Genomic DNA, 25,887 nt, shown 5'->3' with positions numbered 1-25,887 from the left:
ACAGCGTCCTTTGCGCGTCTTTTCAGACGCGCGGCGCTGTAGAGGGCGAATGAAGCGGCAGAATAGAAAAGCTGACGGAATTCGCCACCTCTTTTTTCAGAATTCCGTCGATGCTGAAAATGAAACGGGAGCCGAAGCTCCCGTAAAAAATCATTGCATGCCAGAAATCAGTGCTTGCGGCGTTTCTTCTGTCTGTAGACGTCGATGACGACAGCCGCGACGATGATGAGGCCCTTGACGATCTCCTGGTAATAGGCGTCGATCCTGAGGAACGTGAAGCCCGAGGTCATGACGCCGAGAATGATCGTGCCGATGACGGTGCCGGTGATGCGCCCGACACCGCCGGTGAGCGAGGTGCCGCCGATGACGGTCGCGGCGATCGCGTCGAGTTCATATCCGACACCCATGCTGGCCTGTGCGGTTTCAGCGCGTGCCGCCGTGACGATACCGGCAAGGCCGGCGAGCAATCCGGCAATCACATAGACCTTGACGAGATGCGCCTCGATGTTGATGCCGGAAACGCGCGCGGCCTGCGGGCTCGCGCCGATGGCATAGGTGAACTTTCCATAACGGGTGTAGCGCAGCGCAATATGAAAGATCAGCGCAACCACCAGGAAGACGACAACCGGCCAGGCTTTCGTTCCGATGAAATGAAACTGCTCGGTGATCCCGGAAACCGGCTGCCCCTTCGTATACCACTTCGCCACGCCCCTGGCCGAAACGAACATGCCAAGCGTGGCAATGAACGGCGGGATCTTCGTGTAGGCGATGAGCGCGCCGTTCGCGAGGCCGGCTGCCGCCCCGATCAGCAGACCAACGACGATCGGCACGAAAGCCGGCAGGTCGGTCAGCGAGGGAAAAACGGCCCGTCCCCAGGTCGAGGACTGGGCAAAGCTCGTTGCGATCATCGCCGTCATGCCGACGACCGAACCCGACGAAAGATCGATGCCGCCGGTGATAATGACCTGCGTGACGCCGACGGCGATAATGCCGATGACGGAGACCTGCAGGATCATGATCGTCAGACGCTGCGAATTCATCAGGAAGCTTTGGCCGATGAACATCCAGCCGAGCACTTCGTAAATGAGCGCGATACCGACGAGCACGAGGAAAATGCTGAGTTCCGTCGGTATGCGCCGCCGCCTTTGCCGGGTTGCGAGCGGAGCCGCGCCCTCTGCTGCCTTGGTAGTCATGTCAAACCTCCCTTGGGCGATCGCCGTCAACGCATCACTGCGCAGCCAGCTCCATCACCTTGATCTGCGTTGCTTCGTCGCGATTGAGGAAACCGGTCACGCGTCCCTCGTGCATGACCATGATGCGGTCGCTCATCCCGAGAACTTCGGGCATCTCGGACGAGATCATCACCACCGCCACACCATCTCGCGCCATTTCCGTGACCAATCGGTGGATTTCCGCCTTGGCGCCGACATCGATGCCGCGCGTCGGCTCGTCGAGGATGAGAATGCGCGGATTGGTGAGCAGCCAGCGCCCGATCAGCACCTTCTGTTGATTGCCGCCCGAAAGATTTTCCACCCGCTCGTACAGATTGGGCGTTTTGACGCGCAGCTTTTTTGCCATGTCTTCGCAGGTTGCCTCGACTGCGCCCTGCTGTACGAAGCCGCCCCTGACGTATCTGTCCTGCAGAACGGCGATCTGCATGTTCTCGAGAATATCGAGAATCAGCAGGCAGCCGGTATCTTTGCGGTCTTCGGTCAGGAACGCCATCCGATTGCGGATGGCCTCGGTCGGCGAAGAAATGGCCGCCGGCTTGCCGTAGAGCTCGATCGAGCCGGAACTTGCCGGCGTCACGCCAAACAGCGTTTCGGCGACATTCGACCGGCCGGAGCCGACCAGGCCGGCCACGCCGAGGATTTCGCCGGCCCTGACCTCGAAGGAGACGTTGTTGAAGACGCCCTTGAGACAAAGATCCTTGACGGAAAGCACGACCTCGCCGATCGGCACCTCTTCCTTGGGAAACATCTGGGTGATCTCGCGCCCGACCATCATGCGGATGATGTCGTCGCGTGTGACGTCGGTCGAGGCATGCGTGCCGATATATCGGCCGTCGCGGAAGACGGAGAACTCGTCGGCGATCTCGAAAAGCTCGTTCATCTTGTGGGTGATGTAGACGATGCCGATACCCTGGGCCTTGAGGTCGCGGATGATACGGAAAAGATGCTCGACCTCGCGCTCCGTCAGGGCCGAAGTCGGCTCGTCCATGATCAACACGTCGGAATTATAGGAAACCGCCTTGGCGATCTCGACCATCTGCCGGTTGGCGACCGACAGGAACCGGACCTCGATATCGGGATCGATGGCGATATTGAGCCGAGTAAACAATTCCTCGGTCATGCGGTGCATCACGCCGTGATCGATGAAACCGAGGCGGTTCTTCGGTTCGCGGCGAATCCAGATATTTTCTGCGACCGTCATGAACGGCATCAGGTTCAGCTCCTGATGGATCATGGCAATGCCGTTCTCCAGCGCGTCGAGCGGAGATTTCAGCTGGATCTCGATCCCCTTCAGGCGAATATCGCCCTTGTCCGGCGTGTAGATGCCGGCGAGGATCTTCATCAATGTCGATTTGCCGGCGCCGTTTTCGCCCATCAGCGCATGCACGGTGGCGCGCTTCAGCCGGAACTGCACGTCGTCAAGTGCGACGACTCCAGGAAATTCCTTGCGGACACCCTCGGCGCTCAAGAGATATTCCGCATTCGGGACCGCGCCGCTCGCGCGCACGGCGGCCATGGTTGTCGGGCTGACGGCCATATCATCTCCTCCGGATACGGGTAGGCGAAAAGGATGCGGGCAAAGCCCGCATCCTGTGTGCCGTTCGCCTCAGTTCTTGCTGACGAAGTCCTTGACGTTGGCAGGCGTGACGAGCTGGAAGGGAATGTAGACCTTCTTCTCGATCTTTTCGCCCTTGGCGAGCTTGAGCGCTGCATCGAGCGAGCCCTTGCCCTGGCCGGCGGCATCCTGGAACACCGTGACGTCGAGATCGCCCGCCTGCATGGCGGCAAGCGCGTCCTGCGTGGCGTCGACACCGCCGACGACGACCTTGCTCATATCCTTACCGGCCGCCTTCAGCGCCTGGATGGCGCCGATCGCCATTTCGTCGTTGTTGGAGATCACAGCGTCGAATTCAATACCGCTGGAGAGCCAGTTGGTCATCAGGTCGGCGCCCTGGGTGCGGTCCCAGTTGGCCGTCTGCTCTTCGACGATCTCCAGGCCCTTGCACTCATCCGTCTTGATGACGTCATGGATGTCCTGCGTCCGCATGCGCGCAGCCTGGTTGGAGAGCTCGCCCATGATGACGACGGCCTTGCCCTTGCCACCGAGAATGCGGCAGATTTCTTTGGTTTCCAGCGTGCCGGATTCCTGCTCGTTGGAAGCGACGAAGGCCTGATTGTCCGGCAGCGTGTCGACGTTGACCGGTTCACGGTTGACATAGACAAGCGGAATACCAGCATCGGCCGCGAGCTTCGACATTGCCGTGGTCGCATCGGTATCGACAGGGTTGACGACGATTGCATCGACCTTGGAGGCGATGAAATTCTGGATCTGGCTTTGCTGCTTGGAAACGTCGTTCTGTGCGTCTTCGACCTGCAGCGTCACACCGCTCAGTGTCTTTGCATAATCGGTCATGCCGTTGCGCAGAACCGTCAGGAAATTGTCGTCGAATTTCGCCATCGAGACGCCGACAGTTTCCGCGTGAGCGGCCGTCGACATGACGAGCGCCATCGCAGTGCCCAGGATAAACTTTTTCATTTTCACTTCCTCCACAAAGCGGTGCCCGGCTGCACCCTCCTCACGCCGGAGCTCCAGGCATTTGCTCTGAAGCCGCAATTCCCCTGCGCCACCTCTCCCGCGGCGCTCCGCAAAACGGAACAAACAAACCGTTAAATCTGTTCTGCGGAATATTCATTCCATTTTCTGGGAACGGCGTCAAGTATCTTTAGCGGCGACGAGATATGGATGAGAGCGAAATGCCGTGGGACCTCACGACCGACGCCCACATTCCTCGTGTTGTGAAAGACCAAGCGAGCATCCATCTATGGGAGGATCGAAGGCAGGCTCACGGCCGCAGGCGCCTTCGACCTCTCGCCGCGACCCAATCATTTGAAGATTTTGGAGACAGGACAAATGTCCATTTCGATGTATCGCCTCACCGTTCCGATGTTCCAGCGCGGCCTCGCCAGCCTAAAAACCTACCTCGACAAGGCCGAAGCCTATGCGAAGGAAAAGAATATCGATCCTGCAATATTGGTCGCCGCTCGCCTGGCGCCCGACATGCTGCCGCTCTCCGGCCAGTATCAACGCGCCAGCGACAGCGCCAAATTTGCGCTCGCCCGCCTCACGGCGACCGACGCCCCGAAGTTCGAGGACAACGAAAAGACGTTCGACGAGCTGCGCGAGCGCCTGGCAAAGACCGACGCCTATCTCGCCGGCTTCTCGGCGGAAGCATTGGAAGACACGCAAACCCGCCAGATCACCCTGCCGGGAAAGAGTGGTATCGTGCTGCCGGGTGACGAATATATCGCCACCTTCGCCCTGCCGAATTTCTATTTCCATGTCGCGACGGCCCACGCCATCCTGCGCAACCAGGGTGCGCCGATCGGTAAGCGCGATTATCTCGGCTGAACAAAGCAATTCCAGCAAAAGTGTGCAGCGGTTTTGCGTCCGGAATTGCGTAAAAGAGAAAGAGAGTATCGCCGTCATTCGAAGAAGACGGCGATGCTCTATCAGGGCCGGTGCGTCACCGGCCCTCTTTCCGTCAGCTCGGTATAGGCGAGCGTCTGATCGAGATGGCGCGCTCGGAGCGACAGCAGCTTCTCGGCATAGTCGAGCCGTATCGCCGCATAGGCCGGATCCGCCGCGACATTGTCGAGCTCCTTCGGATCGTCGCGAAGATTGAAGAGCAGCGGCCGCAATGCGGTAAAATGCACGTATTTGAACCGCGCGTCGCGGATTACCGCGAGGTTGCATTCGTTGGACCGCAGCCGGAAATGCTGCTCGGCATCGCCATGGGCAATGTCGCGGAAATCGAATTCCCAGAATGCCGCATCCCGCCAACCCTGTCCGCTCCCACCCCTGACAAACGGCATGAGCGACCTGCCATCGAGCCCGTTCTTCGCGTCGATGCCGAGCCTTTGGCAAAGTGTCGGAAAAATATCCGCAGCGCTGGTGAATTTGTCGACGACCCCACCCGCAGCACTGCTTGCGGGATCGCGAATGACAAGCGGAATATGATAGCTGCCATCGAAAAAGCCGCCCTTGCCGAGCGTCCAGTGATCGCCCGCCATCTCGGCGTGGTCAGAGGTGAAGACAATAAGCGTGTCGTCCCAGGCGCCCGCATCCTTGAGAGCCTGCCAGATACGGCCGAGCTGCGCATCGACCTCTGATATCATGCCGTAATAGATCGCCCGGATCGCGGCGAAATCTTCGGCGTTCCAGCCGCTGAGCGGCCCCGCTGCACCGTGGATAAAGTGGCCTTTTTCGGAACGCGGCATGGCATAGGCGAGATAGGGATGACTGTCCTGTTCGGCTTCGCAGTTTGCCGCGCGTGCAAAAGCCGGTCCCTCGCCCGGCGTAAACATTCGGTTGAACGGCTCCGGCACGGAGAATGGCGGATGCGGACGTAAGAAAGAGACATGCGCGAACCACGGCCTGTCCTGTTCGCCCACCCAGCGGATGAACTCGCCGGCCAGGAACGCCGTCTGGGTCTCGTCGCGCGAATAGGCCGGTGACGCATCGGAAATGTCTCCGGCTCCAGCACCGACAGGAATATGGATATCGCGGCTGATGGCATCCGCGTGGCCGCGGGACCTGAGCCAGGAGAGCCATTGTTTCTCATGCTCCGGCAAAAGCTGGCGAGCCGTAAAGCCCAGCAGCACGCCTTCGTAGGTCGTCAGATGCGGATCGCCGGCATCCATCCCGCGCGGGTCGGGCGCCGTATCCGTGTAGCCGAACAGCGTCGGGTCGTATCCCGCCCGCCGGGCCGCCAACGCCAGATTGTCGAAGCGGGCATCGAGCGGCGAACCGTTGCGGCAGACGCGGTGGTTCATCTGGTAAAGGCCGGTATAAAGTGTGGCCCGCGCCGGTGAGCAGGGTGCCGCCCCGGCATAGTGCCGCCGGAAGAGCGTGCCTTCGCGCGCCAGCGCATCGATACCAGGCGTCTTCACGCAGGCATGACCGATAGCCGACAGGCAATCGCCGCGCCACTGATCCGCCGTGATCAGCAGGATGTTCGGCCGACGTGCCTTCTCAATGCTGGTTGGATTTTGCATGCCAGTCCCAGGCGGAGCGGATGATCTGAGACAGATCATATTGCGGCACCCAGCCGAGCACGTCGCGCGCCTTGTCGTTATTGGCGACCAGCGTATGCGAATCGCCTTCGCGACGGCCGATATATTCGACCGGGAAAGGCCGGTTCGACACGTCCTCGATGGCGCCGAGCAATTCCTTGACTGTCGTGCCGGTGCCGGTGCCGAGGTTGAGCGCGACGGAATCGCCGCCCTTCAACAAATATTCGACGGCGCGCACATGCGCATCGGCAAGATCGAGCACATGGATATAGTCGCGCACACAGGTGCCGTCGCGTGTTTCGTAATCGCTGCCGAACACCTTGAAACCCTGACGGCGGCCGAGCGCCGCGTCGATCGCTAGCGGTATTGCATGCGTTTCCGGCTGATGCCATTCGCCGATCCGGCCCTCGAAATCGGCGCCGGCTGCATTGAAATAGCGCAGCACCACCGAGCGCAGGCTCCTGTACTGGTCGTAATCGGCAAGCGCCTGCTCGACGATATATTTCGTCCGCCCGTAAGGATTGATCGGCACCTGCCGGTGCGTTTCGTCGAGCGGCACGCTCTGCGGCAGGCCGTAGGTCGCGCAGGTGGAGGAGAAGACGAAGGCGTTGATATCAGCCGCCTGCGCCGCCGAAAGCAGCGTCAACGTGCCGATCACATTGTTCTCGTAGAAGGAAACCGGATCCTTGACCGATTCGCCGACCTCGATCAGCGCCGCGAAATGCAGGATCGCCGCCGGCTTGTGCTTGGCCAGCACCTCATCCAGACGGGTGCGATCGCGAATATCGCCTTCCTCGGCCGGCCCCCATTTGACGAACTCGCGATGACCGTTCGAAAAATTGTCGAAGACGACAGGCGTATAGCCCTTGTTCGCCAGGTCGAGGCACGTATGCGAGCCGATATAGCCGGCGCCGCCGACGACAAGAACCGTTTCACCTGCCATGCACCACCCTTACTATTCATTGAGAGATGGGAGAAACCTAGACGAGATACACGTCAATAAAAAGAAGGAACTGCGATCGGCGTCAACGGACAATACGTCAAATGCCGAAGCCACGCTCGACCGGGAGCGATACGCCGCCTGCGCAATTTGTGCCGGATCAGGAAGAAACATGAATTATTCGCGTGATTTGCATAGCCGCCAGATCTAAGGGGCTTGCACCACCATGTGATGATCAACGGTCTGCAACCATCAGGCAGGGAGAGCGCGAATGAGGAAGGCATTGGTCGTTTGGGGCGGCTGGCAAGGCCATGAGCCGGAGCAATGTGCCTATATCGTCGCCGATCTCTTGCGCGAGGACGATTTTACGGTCGAGGTGACCGGCGATCTCGGGGCGTTCGGATCTCCGACGCTGGCGAAAGCCGATCTGCTGGTGCCGATCATCACCGGTGAAAAGCTTGAGAAGGAGCATGCCGCTGCCCTCGTCGAAGCCGTGCGTGGCGGGCTCGGGCTTGCCGGCCATCACGGCACGCTTGCCACTTCCTTCAAGGAAAGCGCGCCTTTCCGCTATGTCTCCGGCGTCACCTGGGTCGCCCATCCCGGTAATATCATCGACTTCCGCGTCGCCGTCACCCGCCAGGACGATCCCGTCATGGAGGGCATTCCCGATTTCGACTATCGTTCGGAGCAATATTATCTCCATTACGATCCGACCGTCGAAGTCCTTGCGACCACCACCTTCACCGGCGCCTACGATCCGGCAGCCCGCAATGTCGTGATGCCCGTCGTCTTCAAGCGTCATTTCGGTGCCGGCCGCATCTTCTATTCCGCCCTCGGCCATGTCGCAGCCGAATTCGACCATCCCTATATGCCGCTCATCCTGCGACGGGGCCTGAGCTGGGCCGCACGCCAGTAGCGTCGGGACGAGCCGTATGCAGGCGAATGCCGACCGACGGCGGCAGCCGTCGGGCAGCCTCGCCTGATTGGGCTATCGATGTTTCTGGATGCCGGTTTCGTCGAAGTGAAGGCGCCTGCCGGCAAGACCGTCGTCCGCCTGGAATGCCGCTGAATATTTCGGCAACCCAGGGATTGATAAATACGCCTAGCGAGCCGCTTTGATCTGTCGGTCGTTCTCGACGGCGGGCGCCGCCTCGTCATAGATCCGCATCAGCCGCCCGGCTGCTTTCAGCTTCTCGATGAGATCGTTTCCATCAGGCGAGGCCTTCGTCAGCTCAAGCTGCTCGAACTCCCTCAACGCCTGCGCCCAATGGCTTTCCCCGCGCCCATCCGGCCTGCCTTCCGATTCCCACAACGAATAAGCGCGCTGGCTGACCCAGGCGTCTTTATTATGACTCATAATCAACCCCAGCGAGAAATTTGGAAGCAATATTCGACAGGCAACAAGGTGCCAAAACCGGCTTTAGGAGTCGTTACGAGGCAGCGTTAGTTTTTAGCTAATAGCGAGGTGCCGAAGGATTATCCTGTGCATACATTCCAGGAGCTTGGCCTCGTACTGCCCCCGGGGTAGGGTCACCCGCAGAAACGACAGCGATCACCGATGGCAGCCAAGACGACACTCAATGCGAAAAATCTCGAATCCCTTGGAGCGCAACGCCTCGCCGAGCTGCTGATCGAGGTCAGCATGGGCAGTGCCGCCCACAAGCGACGGCTTCGAATGGAGCTTGCCGGCAATCACGGCGGCGCCGAAGTGGCGCGTGAGGTGCGAAAGCGGCTTGCGAGCATTGCCCGGGCTCGCACCGTCATCAACTGGCGCAAAGTCAAGGCGCTGAAGAGCGATTTGGAAACGCAGCGCAAAACGATCGCAGAGACCGTTGCCGCCGATGATCCCCAAGAAGCTTTCGAACTGATATGGCAGTTCCTCGCATTGGCGAATTCGATCTTTGAGAGATCCAACGAGAGCAGCGGTTCTCTCATCCAAAGTTTTCATCAGGCTTGCGAGGATGCTGCCGCAATCGCCGCGTCCGCCAAGATCGACTCCAATGTCCTGGCCGAGAAGGTGTTCAAAGCCGTGCAAGACGATGGTTACGGCCAGTACGACAACCTGATTGCGGCGATGGCGCCAGCTCTCGGCAAGGATGGTCTCGATTGCCTGAAAACCCTCTTCGTCCAATGGTCCAAGGAGCCGAAAGACAAGCCGACGGAAGACAAGCGCGAGATCATCGGCTGGGGCAGCGGAGGCCCCCTTTACGAAGATGAGATTTACGGCACTCAGCGAGATCTGACGGTGCGCATAGCCTTGCAGGAAATTGCCGACGCCCAGGGCGATGTTGATGCCTACATCGCGCAGCAATCCGAGAAAACGCGCAAGATGCCGATGATTGCGGCCGACATCGCCAATCGTCTGGTCTCGGCCGGCCGGGCGAAGGAAGCACTTGAGGCGCTGAATGAGGTCGATACAAAAGGCCAGGCCGACATGCCATTCGAATGGCAGCTCGCGCGCGTCGAGACGCTCGAGACCCTGGGGCGCACCGAGGAGGCCCAAACCTACAGATGGACTTGTTTCGAGCAGTCGCTGCATGGCGAGCACCTGAAGGCTTTCCTCAAGCGACTGCCGGACTTCGACGATCTGGAGGCGGAGGAGAAGGCATTCGCTTATGCCCAGGCTTTCCCGGACGTCCACCAAGCACTTACATTTTTCCTGAATTGGACGGCACCTGCCGAGGCAGCGAAACTCGTGATGAGGCGGAAGGCGGAACTGAACGGCGATCTCTATGAGTTGATGCCGGCGGCGGCCGAAGCTCTGGCAGAGAAACATCCGCTTGCGGCAACCATCGTCTTGCGCTCCATGATCGATTTCACGCTCGATAGCGGCCGGTCCAGCCGCCATAAGCATGCGGCGAGGCATCTCGCGGACTGCGCGTCGCTTGCGCCTCATATCGATGACTTCGGCAACACCAGACCCCATGACATCTATGTCGCGGAACTCAAACGTCGGCACGGCAAGAAGCATGGCTTCTGGAGCCTGGTGACCTAAGTTTCTCCCGATACCTTACCTTCAGAGAGGAATCCCATGACGACCACTTCCTGGCACGCCGATCCGCTCACCTGGGGAACCGGGCCCCGCATCTTCGAAGCTTTCCTGGAGCCGACTTGCCCCTATTCGGTCAGAGCGTTTAACAAGTTCGACGAACTGCTGAGCCAGGCCGGCGAAGACAAGATCACCGTGAAGATCCGCCTGCAGTCGCAACCCTGGCACATGTATTCCGGCGTCCTCGTCCGCTGCATCATCGCAGCTTCGACTCTGGAAGGCGGCAAGGAAACTGCAAAGAAGGTGATGGCTGCCATCGCCGCCCATCGCGAGGAGTTCGAGTTTGAACGCCATGCCGGCGGCCCGAATATGAACGTCACGCCGAACCAGATCATCGAGCGCCTGGAAGGCTACAGCGGCATCAAGCTGAAAGAAGCCTTCGCAATCCCGGATCTCGACCGGGAGATCAAGTGGCACTGCAAATATGCCAGGCAGAACGGCATCCATGTCTCGCCGACTTTCATGATCGACGGACTGGTGCAGCCCGACATGAGCAGCGGCGATGAGGTTGGCGCCTGGGTGAAGAAGGCGCGGGGCAATTGACGCTGGCCGTGTGCCTGAGACTATCAAGCTGAGTCGTCTTGCCGATGCCCTTATTGTGTTCGCATGGCGGATGGAGTCGGTAATGAATCTGGGCTAATTGCTTTTTAAGGCATTGCTGATGAACTGCCGTCATGACAAAGCCGCCCCGCAAGCCTTCGAAGCTACTGCTCGGTGAAGCCTACGAGCCGCCCCGCAGCCGACCGCGCCGGCGGCGAAATTCCGCTCAGCCTCATCTTCCTCTCGATTCGATGCCGGCGCGTATCGCGCCGTGTCCGGCGTCAGTGGGAAGGACACAGTTCAGATGAACGACGACCCGAAATTGAATCGGGCCGAAGGTCAGCAATGTCAGCAGCAGACGAGCGACTGGGACATGGCTGCTCGCAATTACCCTAGCCTCAACACGGTGATCTTGCTGGGGATCCTGTGTATTGCCATCATCTTCAGGTTCCATAAGATCACCTTGCCGCTGGTCGACAGCTTCAGCTGGCGCGAGATAAGCACCGCAATGATGGCCGACAATTTCCAGCAGCGCAGCTGGAACATCTTTTTTCCAGAGGTCAGCTGGACCGGACCCGGGCCAAGCTATCAGGGCCGCGAGTTTCAGATCGTCAGCTATCTGACCGCCTTGCTCTACCAACTCTTCGGCTGGCACGACTGGTTCGGCCGCGCGGTTGCTGCCTCCTTCGGTCTGGTGACAGTATTTTCGCTCCACAGGCTAACGGCGCTATGCTGGAATGAGATGCACGCCCACGCGGCGGCACTGGCCTACGCGCTGATGCCGGCGGCGATCATGATCGACAGTTCGTTTCTTCCCGATCCCGCTATGCTGGCCTTGATCACTCTTGGTGTCTGGCTGTTCGCCAAATACTGGGCCGGCGGCAGCGGCTGGCTCTTGCCGCTCGCCACGGTCAGCTTCTCGCTCGGCGTGCTGTCAAAGCCACCCGGCATCGCGGCCGGCGCTGTCATCTTCTATCTGATGGTCTGTTGGATTCTGGAAAGTAAAGGAAAGCACGCGACTTGGGTCTTCCTGTCGGGGCTTTTGAGCCTGGCCATCATTGGCGCTTATTTCAGCTGGGCGATTTATCTCGGCCGCAGCTATCCGCCGTTTCATATCGCCGGCACCGGCGGCTATATCTGGGATTTCGGCTTCTGGACATACTACAGGAACAGCTTCTACTTCAAATCCGTATGGAACACCTCGGTTTTGTGGTTCTACGGCTATCCGTTCATGGTGCTGCTCGCGGTCGGCTTGTGGCTACCGCCCAGCCCCGCCGAAGACCCGAAGCAACGCACCCTTTCGGCCATTCCTTATGTGTGGCTGGCTGCGGCCCTGATCATCTATCTGGCGGCGGCGGGCGAGATCACCAGCAATGTGTGGAATCTCCACATCTTCCATGTGCCGGTTGCTATGTTCTGCGGCCACGGCGCGCTTCTTCTGGCAACGCTTGCATCGAGAACCATTCTAACGCCGTCGGTTGTGCTTCGCTCGATCTGCATCGTGGCCCTCACGCTTGCCTGGTCGACCGTTCCCCTCGTCAGGACGATGAAGAAGCCAATCGCCATGAACGGCAAACTGCTTGGCGAGGAACTGGCGCGGTTGGCGCAACCGAGCGACCTTGTCGTCGCCATCGCGCCCGAGGTCGGCGATCCCGTCGCAGTCTACTACAGCAGGGCGCGCGGCTGGGTGTTCCCGCCTGGCGGAGGCGATGCCGAATGGTCGAAATTCGTTGAGGATGACGCCACCGCGATCGCGCAACTCGAGGAACTGCGCGCGCAGGGCGCGGATTTGTTCGGCGTGGCCAAGAACGCCGCCGACAAGGACGGCCGGCTGTTCATCGAGCATCATGATGGGGTTATCGACCATCTTGACAGGACTGCAACCAAGCTTGTGGATTTGAATAATTTGCTGATCTATAGGATCACCCGTCCATGAGAGCCGCGACAGTCTGGTTGGGTGCGCTGCGCGTCTGCGACGAGTTTCGCGACCTGGTGCACGGCCGTTTCGGCGCCGGCCGCAATCGGTCGCGCACCGCTCACCTCAAGCAGCCGGGCTGCAGCATATGGCTCTGACGACCGCGGCTTGAGCCCGCGCGGAGTGTCTGCGCAGATGGTCAAGGAGACGGCCAATCTCGACGTCCAGTTCTACGCAGGCTTCGCCGAAAGATCGAAAAATAGCAGGAGGACGCGAACACCCATTACGGTCGAAGGCCAATGGCGGAGAGGGTGGGATTTGAACCCACGATACCCTTGCAGGTATGCCGCATTTCGAGTGCGGTGCATTCGACCACTCTGCCACCTCTCCGCGGTCTGGTCGGCGCTTGTTCGGCGCGGGCGTTCTCATAACGGGCAAATGACAGGCTGGCAAGCCGAAAAGTCGAAGCATTCCATCCTTTTGCCTTGACACCTTTTTGTCACTCGCGTATCTCGACTGCGCAATAGGTTTGGAGAAATCCGCGCCTTGGCCGTCCCGCGCTCGCGCGGGGCTTCACCGGCAGGAAGAGTTCGAGGATTAGACCTCTGAAATCCCTGCTTAACTTCGACTGATAAAAAGACAGCCACCTGCTCAATTAGCGGGGAGCGCTGGAACGAACATGAAAGGATAAAAAATGTTCGCAGTCATCAAGACCGGCGGTAAACAGTACCGTGTGGCAGCCAACGACGTGCTGACCATCGAAAAGCTGGAAGCCACCGCTGGCGACTCCATTGAATTCACCGAAGTGCTCGTGATCGGCGAAGGCGCCGACGCTGCGATCGGTGCGCCCTTCGTAACCGGCGCCTCTGTCAAGGCAGAAGTCGTCGAACAGAACCGCGGCAAGAAGGTCATCGCCTTCAAGAAGCGCCGCCGTCAGAATTCGAAGCGTTCGCGCGGCCATCGTCAGCATCACACGGTCGTCCGTATCACGGACATCGTGGCTGCCAAGTAAGATCAACGAGACAAGGTTTTAAAGGAGAACTCCAATGGCACACAAAAAAGCTGGCGGTTCATCGCGCAACGGTCGCGATTCTCAGTCCAAGCGCCTTGGCGTGAAGAAGTTCGGCGGCGAAGCCGTCATTGCAGGCAACATCATCGTGCGTCAGCGCGGTACTGAGTGGCATCCGGGTTCCAACGTCGGCCTCGGCAAGGATCACACGATTTTTGCGCTTACCGCCGGCAATGTGAACTACCGAACCAAGGCCAACGGTCGCGTCTACGTGTCTGTCATGCCGAAAGCGGAAGCAGCGGAATAAGCCGGTAGCGCTCAAAAACAGCCGGCGTCTCATCGACCCGGCTGGCCGTATCAGGTTCAGTCTAGAAAACAGGGGAGATGGGGCGCCATCTCCCCTTTTTCTTTACCCCTCAAGGAGGACTGAACCATGCAAGGCGAATTGTTAAGGGTAGACCAATCACGGTCTCCCCGGGAAGACCAGCGGTCTTCCACGGAGCGGCTGAGGCCGGAACGGTTAAGGACCGATTGCCCTGTCTTGTTATCGGAAAGGCTCGTCATGCGCGCGCCCCACGAAGAAGACATCGACGCCCTTGCCCATCTCGCCAATAACGCCAAAGTCGCCACCATGGTATCGCGTATGCCGCACCCCTATACCGCCGATGATGCTGCCGACTTCGTGCGTCGCACGAAAAATGGCGAGATTGGCAAGTGCGTCTATGCGATCACCAAGGCCGAAAATGGCGCCTTTATCGGCTGCTGCGGTGTGGAGCCGCAGACAGACGGCAAGACCGTCGAGATCGGCTATTGGCTGGGCGAGCCCTATTGGAACAAGGGTTATACGACCGAGGCCTGCCATGCCCTGGTCGATATGGTGTTCAGGACCCGTCAGGACGTCGATCAGATCGACGCCCGTTGCCGGGTAATGAATGTCGCCTCGCGCCGCGTCATCCAGAAGTGCGGCTTCCAGTTCCAGGGTTCGGGGCTCGCCGCCTCGCTGGCGCTCGGCAGCAACGTGCCGGTCGAATGGTACAGGCTCGACCGCAAGACCTGGATGTCTCTCAGAAGCTGGGGGAACATCGCATGAGCACGACTGCGCTGCAAAGGCCAGAGGTCAAGCCGATGATGCCCGGCCCCGCGCCGGTTATCTCGACCGCCCGGCTGACGCTCCGCCCCCACAGGCTGAGCGATGCGCCTGATATCGCGGAATCGCTTTCCGATTTCGCGGTCACGCGCATGCTGTCCCGCGTACCCGCGCCGTTCGATCGGCAGGATGCGCTGGACTGGCTGATCCCGGTCACCTCGGGCACCCTGCCCGATTGGCCGCTGGCGATCACCGGCAAGGACGATGTCCATATCGGCAACGTCTCGATCGAGTTGCGCCACGGTCGCTGGCACCTCGGCTACTGGCTGAACCGCTACTACTGGCGGCGCGGCTATATGAGCGAAGCGGTGGCAGCGATCATCGAGCGCTTCTCGCGCCGCATGCCGGAGACGCCGGTCCATTCCGGCGTCTTCGCCGACAACCCGGCTTCGCTGCGACTGCAGGAGAAGCTCGGTTTCCGCATGACGGGTTGCGGCGAAATCTACTGTTTCGCCCGCAACACCATGGTGTCGCACATCGAGACCGTGCTGCAGCCGGGCACGCTGCAGCCGCGAAAGGTCGCCTGATCAAACTCGAGACGTCGCCGCACTGGCGGCGTCTCCATCAATCACCGATCTCGACCCATAGAGGGAAATGGTCGGAACCGACGGATCGCGTATCCATCCGGGCGGATTTCAACCGGCTTTGCAGGCCGCAACTGACGAAGCAATAATCGAGATGCATGCGTTTGCCGTGATCTTCAGGATCCATCCAGCTGTAGCTCTCCGGAGAGTAAGCCTCCAGCGCCGCAAAGGCGTCGACCGGCGTGCCGATCCTTGCCACACGGCCGTAATATCCGCTGCCAGCCCCAGCAAGCGCGCAATATTCCCGCGATTCCGGCTCCATGTTGAAATCACCCATGATGACATAATCCTCCGGCAGCGGCGGCTCCGGCAGGTCGAATTCACTACCCCCTGTCAGCGACCCACCCTCCTGGACGAAGGCATTGATATGCGCGTTCAAGAATTGCAGTTGGCGGATGCGCTCGTCGGCGGAGACATGGTCGAGATGCACGGAGTAGACGCGGATCGCACCGCCGGGTGCGTCGATCACCGCCTCGGTTGCGCCGCGCTGCAGGTTGATCTTGCCGATCGTCCGGCTGCGCGGCAGAAGCAGCGTTCGGGTCGAGACAACAGGCCAGCGCGACAGCACCATGTTGCCGAACTGGAAACGGGTGCCCGCCACCGGCTGCAGCCCGCCTTCATCAGCTTCGACATGCATGTCGCAAGCCGGCCCATACACCCAGAAATAGTCGGGAAAGAAGGCTGCAACATCGGCGGCCATGTCGGCAAAACCGTTGCGCGAGAAGCCACGAGTCACCTCCTGCAGCGCGATGACATCGGCTCCCTCGAGACTTCGGGCAATGCGCGCCAGATCGTATCTGCCGTCGAGACCGAAGCCGTACTGTATGTTATAGCTCGCAAAATTCACGATAATCTTTGACCTCCGTCGGAACCGCCTATATCGAATGGGCCAAGACGGGCCGTCCAACTGCCACTGAATATTGGAAGTAAAATGAAATTTCTCGACGAAGCAAAGGTCTATATCAAGTCCGGGGACGGCGGCGGCGGCAGCGTTTCCTTCCGACGCGAGAAATTCATTGAGTTCGGCGGCCCGGATGGCGGCGACGGCGGACGCGGCGGCGACGTCTGGGTCGAGACCGTCAACGGCCTGAACACGCTGATCGATTTCCGCTTTCAGCAGCATTTCAAGGCGACGATCGGCACCCATGGCATGGGCAGGAACCGCACCGGCGCCAATGGAAGCGACGTGACGTTGAAGGTTCCCGTGGGCACCCAGATCTTCGAGGAAGATCAGGAAACGCTGATCTGCGACCTGACCGTCGAAGGCCAGCGTTACTGCCTTGCCCATGGCGGCAATGGCGGCTTTGGCAACGCCCATTTCAAGACTTCGACCAACCAGGCGCCGGATTGGGCCAATCCCGGTCTGCCCGGCGAGGAAAAGACCATCTGGCTACGCCTGAAGCTGATTGCCGATGCCGGCCTCGTCGGCATGCCGAATGCCGGCAAGTCGACCTTCCTGGCATCAGTCACCCGGGCCCGGCCGAAGATCGCCAACTATCCCTTCACCACGCTGCATCCCAATCTCGGTGTTGCCACCATCGACGAGCGCGAATTCATCCTTGCCGATATTCCGGGCCTGATCGAAGGCGCCCATGAAGGTGTCGGCATCGGCGACCGTTTCCTCGGCCATGTCGAGCGCACCCGCGTGCTGCTCCACCTCATCTCCGCCCAGGAGGAAAAGGTCGGCAAGGCGTATAAGACGGTCAAACACGAACTCGAAGCCTATGGAAACGATCTGACCGACAAGGCCGAGATCGTGGCGCTGTCGCAGATCGACGTGCTCGACGATGCCGAACTGAAGAAGAAGACCAAGGAATTGGCCAAGGCCTGCGGCAAGACGCCGTTCCAGATTTCGGCCGTCACTGGCAAGGGCATGACCGAGGTGCTGCGTGCGCTGCGCGACATCATCGTCGAGGCCAATACCGAAGAAAAGCCGGCCAAGGTGCCGAAGCTGCGCCATCGCGACATGGTCGTCACCGATGAGGGCGAGGACGATGACCAGCCGTAAGCCGCTTGGCCGCTACCGCCGCATCGTCATCAAGATCGGATCCGCGCTTCTAGTCGACCGCAAGGCCGGGCTGAAGAAGGCCTGGCTCGACGCCATGTGCGCCGATATCTCAGGCCTGAAGGCCAAGGGCATCGATGTGCTCGTCGTCTCCTCGGGCGCAATCGCGCTCGGCCGCTCGGTGCTCGACCTGCCGTCAGGTGCGCTCAAGCTCGAGGAAAGCCAGGCGGCGGCCGCCGTCGGCCAGATTGCGCTGGCGCGCGCCTGGTCGGAAAGCCTGTCGCGCGACGAGATCGTCGCCGGCCAGATCCTGCTGACGCTCGGCGATACCGAGGAGCGCCGCCGTTATCTCAATGCGCGCGCCACCATCAATCAGCTTTTGAAGATCGGCGCCGTGCCGATCATCAACGAGAACGACACCGTCGCCACCAGCGAGATCCGCTATGGCGACAACGACCGGCTGGCCGCCCGCGTCGCGACGATGACCGGCGCCGATCTGCTCATTCTTCTCTCCGACATCGACGGCCTCTACACCGCGCCGCCGCATCTCGATGCGAACGCGACGTTCCTCGAAACGATTGCCGCAATCACCCCGGAGATCGAGGCGATGGCCGGAGGTGCGGCCTCCGAGCTTTCGCGCGGCGGCATGCGCACCAAGATCGATGCCGGCAAGATTGCGACCGCATCAGGCTGCGCCATGATCATCGCCTCCGGCAAGACCGACAACCCTCTGTCGGCGATCGAAAACGGCGCGCGTTCCTCCTGGTTCGCGCCATCGGGCACACCCGTGACCGCCCGCAAGACCTGGATTGCCGGGCAGCTGCAGCCGGCCGGCGAACTGCATGTCGACGACGGCGCCGTCGCAGCCCTCGGGGCCGGCAAGAGCCTGCTTCCTGCTGGCGTTCGCAGCGTTTCCGGCCTCTTCAGCCGCGGCGACACGGTGGCGATCATCGGTCCGGCCGGCCGCGAGATCGCCCGCGGTCTGGTAAGCTACGATGCCGACGACGCCCGTCGCATTGCCGGCCGCAAGTCGGCAGAGATCGAGGCCATTCTCGGCTATGCCGGGCGCGCCGCCATGGTCCATCGCGACGACATGGTGATGACCGCGCAGGTCGGTTCGAAATCGGAAAGGCAGAAGAAGGACGCGAGCTATGCTTGATACCGTTGCGCCGGGCCCTGACATTGACGTGCTGATGAACGACATCGGCCGCAAGGCAAAGGCTGCCGCACGACCGCTGGGCTTTGCGTCCACCGAGGCGAAGAACAGCGCGCTGAATGCCATGGCCGATGCGATCCTGGCGAACAAGGCGCAGATTCTTGCCGAGAACGCCAAGGACCTGAAGGACATCGAAGGCACCGAGATGCTCGCTTCCTTCGTCGACCGGCTGACGCTGAACGACAAGCGCATCGCCGAAATGGCCGAGGGAATCCGCGCCATCGCCGCCCTTTCCGATCCGGTCGGCGAAGTCATCGCTGCCTGGGACCGGCCGAACGGCCTGAAGATCGAGCGCGTCCGTACGCCGCTCGGCGTCATCGGCGTGATCTTCGAAAGCCGGCCGAACGTCACCGCCGATGCCGGCGCCCTCTGCCTCAAGGCGGGCAATGCCGTCATCCTGCGTTGCGGCTCGGATTCGCGCCGTTCATCGCAGGCTATCCATGCCTGCCTGGTCGAAGGCCTGAAGGCGGCGGGACTTCCAGAGCATGCTATCCAGCTCGTGCCGGTCACCGACCGCGCTGCCGTCGGCGCCATGCTGCGCGGCTTGGACGGCGCGATCGACGTCATCGTGCCGCGCGGCGGCAAGAGCCTGGTTGCCCGCGTGCAGAGCGAGGCCCGCGTGCCGGTTTTTGCCCATCTCGAAGGCCTTTGCCACATCTATGTCGATGCCTCGGCCGATATCGAAATGGCGAAAAAGATCATCGTCAACGCCAAGATGCGCCGCACCGGCATCTGCGGCGCAGTCGAAACCCTGCTCGTCGATGGTGCTGCGATCGGCACGCATCTGACGCCGCTGCTCGAGATTCTGACAGAGGCCGGCTGCGAGGTCCGTGCTTCGCCAACGGTGCTGAAGGTTGCACCCGGCATGAAGCCCGCGACCGAGGAGGACTGGTCGACCGAATATCTCGATGCGATCATTTCGGTTGCCGTCGTCGACGGCATATCGGGCGCCATCGCCCATATCCAGACATATTCCTCGAACCACACCGAGGCGGTCATCGCCGAGGACCCTGACGTCGTCGCGCGTTTCTTCACCGAGGTCGATTCGGCGATCCTGCTGCACAATGCCTCGACGCAGTTTGCCGATGGCGGCGAGTTCGGCATGGGTGCGGAAATCGGCATCGCCACCGGCAAGATGCATGCCCGCGGCCCCGTCGGCGTCGAACAGCTCACCTCCTTCAAATATCGGGTGCATGGTGCCGGACAGACGCGGCCCTGACGTGACGACCGAGAATGTGGACCGGCACTATCTCCGCATGCCGCACAGCGAGCGCGGCATGGTCGTCGGTCTGTTCGGCGGTTCGTTCAATCCGCCGCATCAGGGCCACGCGCTCGTCGCCGAGATCGCCATCAAGCGTCTCGGCCTCGACCAGCTCTGGTGGATGGTCACCCCCGGCAATCCGCTGAAGAGCCGCAACCAGCTCGCACCGCTTGCCGAGCGCATTGCCGAAAGCGAGCATGTTGCCCCCGATCCCCGCATCAAGGTCACCGCCTTCGAACAGACGCTCGGCACCAGCTACACCGCCAACACGCTTGCCCGCGTCAAGGCCCGCAATCCGCATGTGCATTTCATCTGGATCATGGGCGCAGACAGCCTGCAGACCTTTCATAAATGGCAGAAATGGCAGGAGATTGCCCGCACCTTCCCGATCGCGGTGATCGACCGGCCGGGCGCGACGCTGTCCTTCCTCTCCTCGAAAATGGCCAGGACCTTCGATTTCGCCCGTGTCGACGAGGACGATGCCCGTGTTCTCTGGAAGAAACGTGCCCCGGCCTGGACCTTCATCCACGGACCGCGCTCCGGCCTGAGCTCGACGGCAATCCGCAACGGCTCGTCGCACAGCGACGCTGAATAGAGCGCCGCGCGCCCAGCAAGACGCATGCGCTGGCCTGATTTCAGAAGATCCCGAAAACGAGAAAGCCCGACGGGGGAGGATCCGTCGGGCTTATAAACTCGATCGACAACTGGGAGGAGGAGTGTTGTCGATCCTACCGAACGGCTATGGGAGGAGGAGAAGCCGTTTCGATGAGTGTGTTGTAGCATATTTCGCAGGAAGATGAATATCGATTGGTGCATTGCAGCAATGCATCGCGTGCAATCCTGCGCAGCCTCATGGCTTTGGCATTGCCGTTTTTCTTGGCAGAAATCGACGGAGCATGCTCTGCCGCCGGGAGTCCCTGCGGTTTGCCAACCTGTCGCTCAAGTATTTCAACCCTATGGATCTCACGCTGCGGCTCAAGCCATGCACTTCGACAACGCGTAACCATGGTCGTTGCGGACACCGCAGTCCAATACGGTTATATTTTCCTGGATATATCCCTAGCCAAGATGCCTCGCCCGTTATATTCGTCTCAATATTTCGAACTCCGGGAATGAATCATGCAAAACCGCCGCCGATGGATGAAACTGGCAACCGCCGCGATCATGGCCTTCTGGCTTGGCGCAGCAGCGCTTCCGGCGCCTGCCGCCGCAGCCGAAAAACTCACCGTCTTTGCGGCGGCGAGCCTCAAGGATGCACTCGACGCCGCCAATGCCGCCTGGACGAAGGAAAGCGGCAAGGACGCCGTCACCTCCTATGCGGCGAGCGGCGCGCTGGCCAAGCAGATCGAAAACGCGGCCCCCGCCGATATTTTCATCTCGGCCGACCTCGACTGGATGGATTACGTCGCCAAGAAGAACCTGATCAAGGCCGATACCCGTTCCAACCTGCTCGGCAACCGCATCGTGCTCGTTGCCGAAAAGGACAAGGCAAAACCGGTCGAGATCAAGCAAGGCTTCGATCTTGCCGGCCTTTTGGGTGACGGCAGGCTTGCCATGGGTGAGCCGAAATCGGTTCCAGCCGGTAAATACGGCATGGCCGCGCTCGAAAAGCTCGGCGTCTGGAAATCGGTCGAAACCAAGGTCGCCGGCGCCGAAAGCGTGCGCGCTGCCCTTGCCCTCGTTTCGCGCGGCGAAGCGCCTTATGGCATTGTCTACCAGACGGATGCCGCAGCCGATAAGGGTGTTGCCATCGTCGGCACCTTCCCCGCCGATTCCCATCCGCCGATCATCTATCCGATCGCAATCCTCGCCGAGAGCAAGAACCCGGATGCATCAGCCTATCTCGACTTCCTGAAATCCGACAAGGCAGCCGCCTTCTTCACGGCGCAGGGTTTCACCATTCTCAAGTGATCGAGGGGCGAGATGATCGCGGAATCGGCGACCGCAGCGCTAACAAAGTCGGCCAATTACTGTTTCGTCATGCTCGGGCTTGTGTCCTAAGCATCCGCATCGATAGATATCAGGCATAGGGCTAATGGGTGTCCGCTTCGTGCCGATGGTTGCCCCTCACCCTAACCCTCTCCCCGTAAACGGGGCGAGGGGACGTGCCCAGCGAGACGTTGGCGAGGCGAGGGACGGAGAGGGTTGCGGCTATTCCCCTTCGCCCCGCGAGCGGGGAGAAGGTGCCGGCAGGCGGATGAGGGGCAGGCATCGGGTGACACCGGATTTTCCAGGGAGACAGCTGCATTTGGATATCTTCGGCTTGAGCAATGAGGAATGGACGGCGATCCTGCTCAGCCTGCGCGTCTCGATCGTCGCCATGCTGGCGAGCCTGCCCTTCGGCATCCTCGTCGCTCTGCTGCTTGCCCGCGGCCGCTTCTGGGGCAAATCGGTGCTGAATGGCGTCGTTCATCTGCCGCTGATCCTGCCTCCGGTCGTCACGGGTTTTCTTCTCCTCATCCTGTTTGGCCGCCGCGGTCCGATCGGCAGCCTGCTCGACCAATATTTCGGCATTGTTCTCTCCTTCCGCTGGACGGGCGCGGCCTTGGCCTGCGCCGTCATGGCCTTTCCGCTGATGGTGCGCAGCATCCGCCTGTCGATCGAGGCGGTCGACCGGAAGCTGGAAGAAGCGGCCGGAACGCTCGGCGCCGGCCCTGTCTGGGTCTTCCTGACGATCACCCTGCCGCTGACCCTGCCCGGCATCATCGCCGGCATGATCCTTTCCTTTGCCAAGGCGATGGGTGAATTCGGCGCGACGATCACCTTCGTCTCCAACATTCCGGGCGAAACCCAGACGCTGTCGGCGGCGATCTACACCTTCACCCAGGTGCCGGGCGGCGATGCCGGCGCGCTCCGCCTGACGCTCGTCGCGGTCGTCATTTCCATGGCCGCCCTGCTCGCTTCCGAATTCCTCGCCCGCCTCGCCGGCCGGAGGATCGACCCGGAATGACGCTGATCGTCGCGGCAAAACAGAGGCTCGGTGCTTTTTCGCTCGATGCCGCCTTCACCTCCGAGCGGGGCGTCACCGCGCTGTTCGGCCGCTCCGGCTCCGGCAAGACCTCGATGATCCGCATCATCGCCGGCCTCGCCCGCCCGGACGAAGGCCGCGTCGTCCTCGACGGCGAGGCCTTGACCGAAACCGAAACCGGCTTCTTCGTCCCAAAACATCGCCGCCGCTTCGGTTATGTCTTTCAAGAAGCGCGGCTTTTCCCGCATCTCAGCGTTCGCGCCAATCTATTCTATGGCCGCTGGTTCGCGGCGAGAACGGCGCGCGGCGAGAGCTTCGACCATATCGTCGACCTGCTCGGCATCGAGACGCTGCTGGAGCGCAGCCCCGCAAAACTCTCAGGCGGCGAGAAGCAGCGCGTCGCCATCGGCCGCGCCCTTCTTTCCTCGCCCCGCCTGCTGCTGATGGACGAGCCGCTCGCCGCCCTCGACGAGGCGCGCAAGGCCGAGATCCTGCCTTATCTGGAGCGATTGCGCGACGAAACCGACATCCCGATCGTCTATGTCAGCCACTCGATCGCCGAGGTGGCACGGCTGGCCAACCAAGTCGTCGTCATGCATGACGGCAAGGTGGAAGCGACGGGCCCCGCTATCGACATATTGAGCCGCCCCTCCACCGCCTCCGACCGGCGGGAAGCGGGCGCACTGCTGGAAGGCACGGTGGATAGCTTCGATGCGCGTCACCGTCTATCGACGGTCGCGCTGAAATCCTGTCAACTCCATATTCCGGGTGCGGCCCTTGCGCCCGGCAAATCGGTCCGCATCCGCATTCCCTCCCGCGATGTCATGCTGGCGACCGCAAGGCCTGAGGGCCTCAGCGCGCTGAATATCCTGGAAGCAAGGATAGAAGCGATGTCGTCGACCGAGGACGGAACGGTGGAAATCCGGCTCGATTGCGGCGGCGATATCATTCTTTCCCGGATCACCATGCTGTCCTGCGAGCGTCTGGATCTTCAACCGGGAAGGGCGGTCTTCGCCGTCATCAAGACGGTTGCCCTGGAGGCCTGATCAGCCGCGCTCGCCCTGCTGCAGGTTGCGCTTGGCCTCGAGCCAGGCGAGGTCCTCCGCAAGGCTGGTCCGCACCGTCTTTTCCATCCGACGGAAACGCTCGAGCAGTTCCTCGCCGAAGGGCGTTAGCACCGCGCCGCCGCCCTTTTGCCCGCCGCGCTGCGATTCCACCACCTGCTCGTTAAACATCCGGTTCATCTCGCTGACCAGCAGCCATGCCCGCCGATAGGACATGTCCATCACCCGCCCAGCCGCCGAGATCGATCCGGTCTGGCGGATATGCTCCAGCAGTTCCATCTTGCCATGGCCGAGGCGATCCTCGTCCGGAAAGCTGATTCGCAGGACGGGCACGAGTGTTTTTGCGGCTGAGTCGGTCATTGAAATCTGGAGATCGTGGAATTTGCCGCACTTTACGCTGCGGCATGGAAACTGTACACCGCCCGCACAAGGCCGCCCCGAGCAGTCAAATACTTCAATTCGAACGGTAGATCGGATTTTCGGCCGTTCCGTACCTTAGCATGTCTTGAAACATTAATGGTTTGATGCCTATCTTAACCATGATCCGGTCTCGATCGGATCTCGTGTTGTGCATAGTTTGTCATTCCAGGAAAGGGAAAGCACTGACAACAGTACACGCCAAGGGAAAAACGCTCGCCGTTATCCCGAAGAGTGCGGAACGTGGCGCCGATGCCGCCGCCCGTGCCCTAGAAACCGTCCTCGCCAGCCTCGAGGACTCCAAAGCTGAAGATATCGTCACCATCGACATTGCCGGAAAATCGGCCCTGGGAGACTACATGATCGTCGTCTCCGGCCGCTCGAACAGGCATGTCATGGCGATCTCGGATCACCTGCTCACCGACCTGAAGGACGACGGCCTCGGTACGGCCCGCGTCGAAGGTCAGGAAGGCGGCGATTGGGTCCTGATCGACACCGGTGACATTATCGTGCATGTGTTCCGTCCCGAAATCCGCGAGTTCTACAACATCGAAAAGATGTGGGCGGCTCCGGATATGGATGAAACACGGCACTGACAGGCAAGCCGGCATTCTGTCCGGCGCCTGAGACGTGGCATTGGCTGGCCGGCAAACAGATAAGCCGGCCGGTGGCGTGGTGTGCGCCCGATGTGCTGCATGAGCGGGAGCGGATGAATGCGAATAGGTCTTTTTGCGGTGGGACGGCTGAAGTCCGGCCCGGAAAAGGATCTTGCCGCCCGTTATTTCGACCGTTTCGCCAAGGCCGGCCCTGCCGTCGGCCTCGAATTGACCCGCGTTGCCGAAGTTGCCGAAAGCCGTGCCTCCAATGCGGAGACCCGCAAGCGTGAAGAGGCGGCGATGCTTCTCAAATCGCTTGCCGATGGCAGCATCCTCATTCTTCTCGATGAACGCGGCAAGGCGCTCGACAGCGAAGCCTTCGCAAACCTGCTCGGCTCCTATCGCGACCAGGGCAAACGCGAGCTGACCATCGCGATCGGCGGCGCCGACGGCCTCGATCCCTCGCTTTACGACCGTGCCGACGCCACGCTGTGCCTGGGCAAGATGACCTGGCCGCACCAGCTCGTGCGCGCACTGATTGCCGAGCAGCTCTATCGCGCCGTCACCATCCTGTCCGGCCACCCCTATCACCGCGTCTGATACCGCGTCGGCCCCGATGCGTCGACAATCGCAATGTCACGCAGCCGTGTTTTGCTAGGCAGCCCGTTCTCCTGCAAACGTTATGGCAAAGCGCACCAAATCAGCTTAGTCTCCGCGCGATTTGAGAAAGTGCCCCAACACGCATGACGAGAGCATCCACCAGGCGACACCGCATGATCCTGCCGGCTATCGCCGCCGGCGTCGGTGTGGCGGCGATTGTCATATCGGCAGATCCGTTCATCGTCTGGGCGCAGGATGCCGCGCCCGAGGC

Annotated in this window: 27 protein-coding genes and 1 tRNA gene; 19 read left to right on the top strand and 9 right to left on the bottom strand. The window is 60.9% G+C overall.

Translation table 11 applies throughout. The features are described 5' to 3' along the window. Nucleotides 1-167: 167 nt before the first annotated feature. The 3 genes from HX899_RS13965 to HX899_RS13955 all read right to left on the bottom strand — a co-directional run bounded on the left by HX899_RS13965 (nucleotide 168) and on the right by HX899_RS13955 (nucleotide 3,768). Entirely contained in the window at nucleotides 168-1,193 is a 1,026-nt protein-coding gene (locus HX899_RS13965; RefSeq protein WP_181292682.1) for an ABC transporter permease, read from the bottom strand. 34 nt (nucleotides 1,194-1,227) lie between these two features. Further along, nucleotides 1,228-2,769, bottom strand: coding sequence for a sugar ABC transporter ATP-binding protein (locus HX899_RS13960; protein WP_138389377.1), 1,542 nt, complete (start codon nucleotides 2,767-2,769; stop codon nucleotides 1,228-1,230). A 69-nt stretch (nucleotides 2,770-2,838) separates the two neighbouring features. Next, a complete protein-coding gene (locus HX899_RS13955; protein WP_138331927.1) occupies nucleotides 2,839-3,768 on the bottom strand; it encodes a sugar ABC transporter substrate-binding protein in 930 nt (309 codons plus the stop codon). A gap of 375 nt (nucleotides 3,769-4,143) precedes the next feature. Between HX899_RS13955 and HX899_RS13950 the strand changes: the two genes are divergently transcribed. Then, nucleotides 4,144-4,641: a DUF1993 family protein gene (locus HX899_RS13950; RefSeq protein ID WP_181292681.1), complete on the top strand. Its 498-nt coding sequence runs from the start codon at nucleotides 4,144-4,146 to the stop codon at nucleotides 4,639-4,641. 101 nt (nucleotides 4,642-4,742) lie between these two features. On the opposite strand, the gene HX899_RS13945 is transcribed toward HX899_RS13950, so the two are convergent. Together HX899_RS13945 and galE are read right to left on the bottom strand one after the other, a co-directional pair. After that, a complete protein-coding gene (locus HX899_RS13945; RefSeq protein ID WP_181292680.1) occupies nucleotides 4,743-6,287 on the bottom strand; it encodes an alkaline phosphatase family protein in 1,545 nt (514 codons plus the stop codon). Further along, nucleotides 6,265-7,248, bottom strand: coding sequence for a UDP-glucose 4-epimerase GalE (gene galE, locus HX899_RS13940; RefSeq protein WP_181292679.1), 984 nt, complete (start codon nucleotides 7,246-7,248; stop codon nucleotides 6,265-6,267). Before galE ends, HX899_RS13945 begins: the two co-directional genes overlap by 23 nt. Nucleotides 7,249-7,516: 268 nt before the next feature. On the opposite strand from galE, the gene HX899_RS13935 reads away from it, so the two are divergent. After that, a complete protein-coding gene (locus HX899_RS13935) occupies nucleotides 7,517-8,161 on the top strand; it encodes a ThuA domain-containing protein (protein WP_181292678.1) in 645 nt (214 codons plus the stop codon). A 186-nt stretch (nucleotides 8,162-8,347) separates the two neighbouring features. Here the strand turns inward: HX899_RS13935 and HX899_RS13930 are convergent, their stop codons facing one another. Further along, entirely contained in the window at nucleotides 8,348-8,602 is a 255-nt protein-coding gene (locus HX899_RS13930) for a DUF2934 domain-containing protein (RefSeq protein WP_018448355.1), read from the bottom strand. Between the two features lie 201 nt (nucleotides 8,603-8,803). On the opposite strand from HX899_RS13930, the gene HX899_RS13925 reads away from it, so the two are divergent. From HX899_RS13925 to HX899_RS13910, 4 genes are all read left to right on the top strand, one after another. Then, nucleotides 8,804-10,240, top strand: coding sequence for a DUF6880 family protein (locus HX899_RS13925; RefSeq protein WP_181292677.1), 1,437 nt, complete (start codon nucleotides 8,804-8,806; stop codon nucleotides 10,238-10,240). 36 nt (nucleotides 10,241-10,276) lie between these two features. After that, on the top strand, nucleotides 10,277-10,837 hold the full coding sequence (locus tag HX899_RS13920) for a thioredoxin domain-containing protein (RefSeq protein WP_129422107.1): 561 nt from the start codon (nucleotides 10,277-10,279) through the stop codon (nucleotides 10,835-10,837). A 301-nt stretch (nucleotides 10,838-11,138) separates the two neighbouring features. After that, on the top strand, nucleotides 11,139-12,770 hold the full coding sequence (locus tag HX899_RS13915) for a glycosyltransferase family 39 protein (protein WP_181292676.1): 1,632 nt from the start codon (nucleotides 11,139-11,141) through the stop codon (nucleotides 12,768-12,770). Beyond that, the gene (locus tag HX899_RS13910; RefSeq protein WP_171600144.1) at nucleotides 12,767-12,907 is read left to right on the top strand and encodes a hypothetical protein; all 141 of its coding nucleotides are present in this window, start codon (nucleotides 12,767-12,769) and stop codon (nucleotides 12,905-12,907) included. The genes HX899_RS13915 and HX899_RS13910 overlap by 4 nt, the downstream gene beginning before the upstream one ends. Before the next feature lie 142 nt (nucleotides 12,908-13,049). Here the strand turns inward: HX899_RS13910 and HX899_RS13905 are convergent. Beyond that, nucleotides 13,050-13,139: transfer RNA gene (locus tag HX899_RS13905), tRNA-Ser, on the bottom strand. 304 nt (nucleotides 13,140-13,443) lie between these two features. Between HX899_RS13905 and rplU the strand changes: the two genes are divergently transcribed. The 4 genes from rplU (at nucleotide 13,444) to HX899_RS13885 (ending at nucleotide 15,432) form a co-directional block, all read left to right on the top strand. Then, a complete protein-coding gene (gene rplU, locus HX899_RS13900) occupies nucleotides 13,444-13,761 on the top strand; it encodes a 50S ribosomal protein L21 (protein ID WP_003543907.1) in 318 nt (105 codons plus the stop codon). A gap of 34 nt (nucleotides 13,762-13,795) precedes the next feature. Beyond that, nucleotides 13,796-14,065, top strand: coding sequence for a 50S ribosomal protein L27 (gene rpmA, locus HX899_RS13895; RefSeq protein ID WP_003543909.1), 270 nt, complete (start codon nucleotides 13,796-13,798; stop codon nucleotides 14,063-14,065). Nucleotides 14,066-14,191: 126 nt separating this feature from the next. Further along, nucleotides 14,192-14,848, top strand: a complete 657-nt coding sequence (locus HX899_RS13890) for a GNAT family N-acetyltransferase (protein ID WP_027668026.1) — start codon at nucleotides 14,192-14,194, stop codon at nucleotides 14,846-14,848. Next, nucleotides 14,845-15,432 (top strand): GNAT family N-acetyltransferase, encoded by a 588-nt coding sequence (locus HX899_RS13885; protein WP_138331935.1) that lies wholly within the window; start codon nucleotides 14,845-14,847, stop codon nucleotides 15,430-15,432. Before HX899_RS13890 ends, HX899_RS13885 begins: the two co-directional genes overlap by 4 nt. Nucleotides 15,433-15,469: 37 nt before the next feature. Here HX899_RS13885 and HX899_RS13880 read toward each other — a convergent pair whose 3' ends face one another. After that, nucleotides 15,470-16,336, bottom strand: coding sequence for an endonuclease/exonuclease/phosphatase family protein (locus HX899_RS13880; RefSeq protein ID WP_181292675.1), 867 nt, complete (start codon nucleotides 16,334-16,336; stop codon nucleotides 15,470-15,472). A gap of 84 nt (nucleotides 16,337-16,420) precedes the next feature. On the opposite strand from HX899_RS13880, the gene obgE reads away from it, so the two are divergent. The 7 genes from obgE to modC all read left to right on the top strand — a co-directional run bounded on the left by obgE (nucleotide 16,421) and on the right by modC (nucleotide 23,985). After that, entirely contained in the window at nucleotides 16,421-17,497 is a 1,077-nt protein-coding gene (gene obgE / locus HX899_RS13875) for a GTPase ObgE (protein ID WP_064649458.1), read from the top strand. Further along, complete coding sequence (proB, locus tag HX899_RS13870; protein WP_138331937.1) at nucleotides 17,484-18,653, top strand: glutamate 5-kinase; 1,170 nt, start codon at nucleotides 17,484-17,486, stop codon at nucleotides 18,651-18,653. Before obgE ends, proB begins: the two co-directional genes overlap by 14 nt. Further along, entirely contained in the window at nucleotides 18,646-19,929 is a 1,284-nt protein-coding gene (locus HX899_RS13865) for a glutamate-5-semialdehyde dehydrogenase (RefSeq protein ID WP_138331938.1), read from the top strand. The genes proB and HX899_RS13865 overlap by 8 nt, the downstream gene beginning before the upstream one ends. Next, complete coding sequence (locus HX899_RS13860) at nucleotides 19,904-20,566, top strand: nicotinate-nucleotide adenylyltransferase (RefSeq protein WP_138331939.1); 663 nt, start codon at nucleotides 19,904-19,906, stop codon at nucleotides 20,564-20,566. Before HX899_RS13865 ends, HX899_RS13860 begins: the two co-directional genes overlap by 26 nt. Nucleotides 20,567-21,090: 524 nt before the next feature. Next, nucleotides 21,091-21,882 carry a molybdate ABC transporter substrate-binding protein gene (gene modA, locus HX899_RS13855; RefSeq protein ID WP_138331940.1) on the top strand — a complete coding sequence of 264 codons (792 nt, stop codon included), beginning with the start codon at nucleotides 21,091-21,093 and terminating at the stop codon, nucleotides 21,880-21,882. A 337-nt stretch (nucleotides 21,883-22,219) separates the two neighbouring features. Further along, nucleotides 22,220-22,921, top strand: coding sequence for a molybdate ABC transporter permease subunit (modB, locus tag HX899_RS13850; protein ID WP_138389362.1), 702 nt, complete (start codon nucleotides 22,220-22,222; stop codon nucleotides 22,919-22,921). Next, entirely contained in the window at nucleotides 22,918-23,985 is a 1,068-nt protein-coding gene (modC, locus tag HX899_RS13845) for a molybdenum ABC transporter ATP-binding protein (RefSeq protein ID WP_181292674.1), read from the top strand. The genes modB and modC overlap by 4 nt, the downstream gene beginning before the upstream one ends. Here the strand turns inward: modC and HX899_RS13840 are convergent, their stop codons facing one another. Then, on the bottom strand, nucleotides 23,986-24,363 hold the full coding sequence (locus tag HX899_RS13840) for a winged helix-turn-helix domain-containing protein (protein ID WP_181292673.1): 378 nt from the start codon (nucleotides 24,361-24,363) through the stop codon (nucleotides 23,986-23,988). 212 nt (nucleotides 24,364-24,575) lie between these two features. Between HX899_RS13840 and rsfS the strand changes: the two genes are divergently transcribed. Beyond that, nucleotides 24,576-25,016 (top strand): ribosome silencing factor, encoded by a 441-nt coding sequence (gene rsfS / locus HX899_RS13835; protein ID WP_181292790.1) that lies wholly within the window; start codon nucleotides 24,576-24,578, stop codon nucleotides 25,014-25,016. 117 nt (nucleotides 25,017-25,133) lie between these two features. Beyond that, nucleotides 25,134-25,616, top strand: a complete 483-nt coding sequence (rlmH, locus tag HX899_RS13830) for a 23S rRNA (pseudouridine(1915)-N(3))-methyltransferase RlmH (protein WP_181292672.1) — start codon at nucleotides 25,134-25,136, stop codon at nucleotides 25,614-25,616. Nucleotides 25,617-25,887 lie beyond the last annotated feature (271 nt).

The sequence above is a fragment of the Rhizobium sp. WYCCWR 11146 genome, from assembly GCF_013591995.1.
Lineage (GTDB): Bacteria > Pseudomonadota > Alphaproteobacteria > Rhizobiales > Rhizobiaceae > Rhizobium > Rhizobium indicum.
The sequence above is the reverse complement of the archived record's forward strand: the minus strand, read 5'-3'. Positions and strand labels throughout refer to the sequence as shown.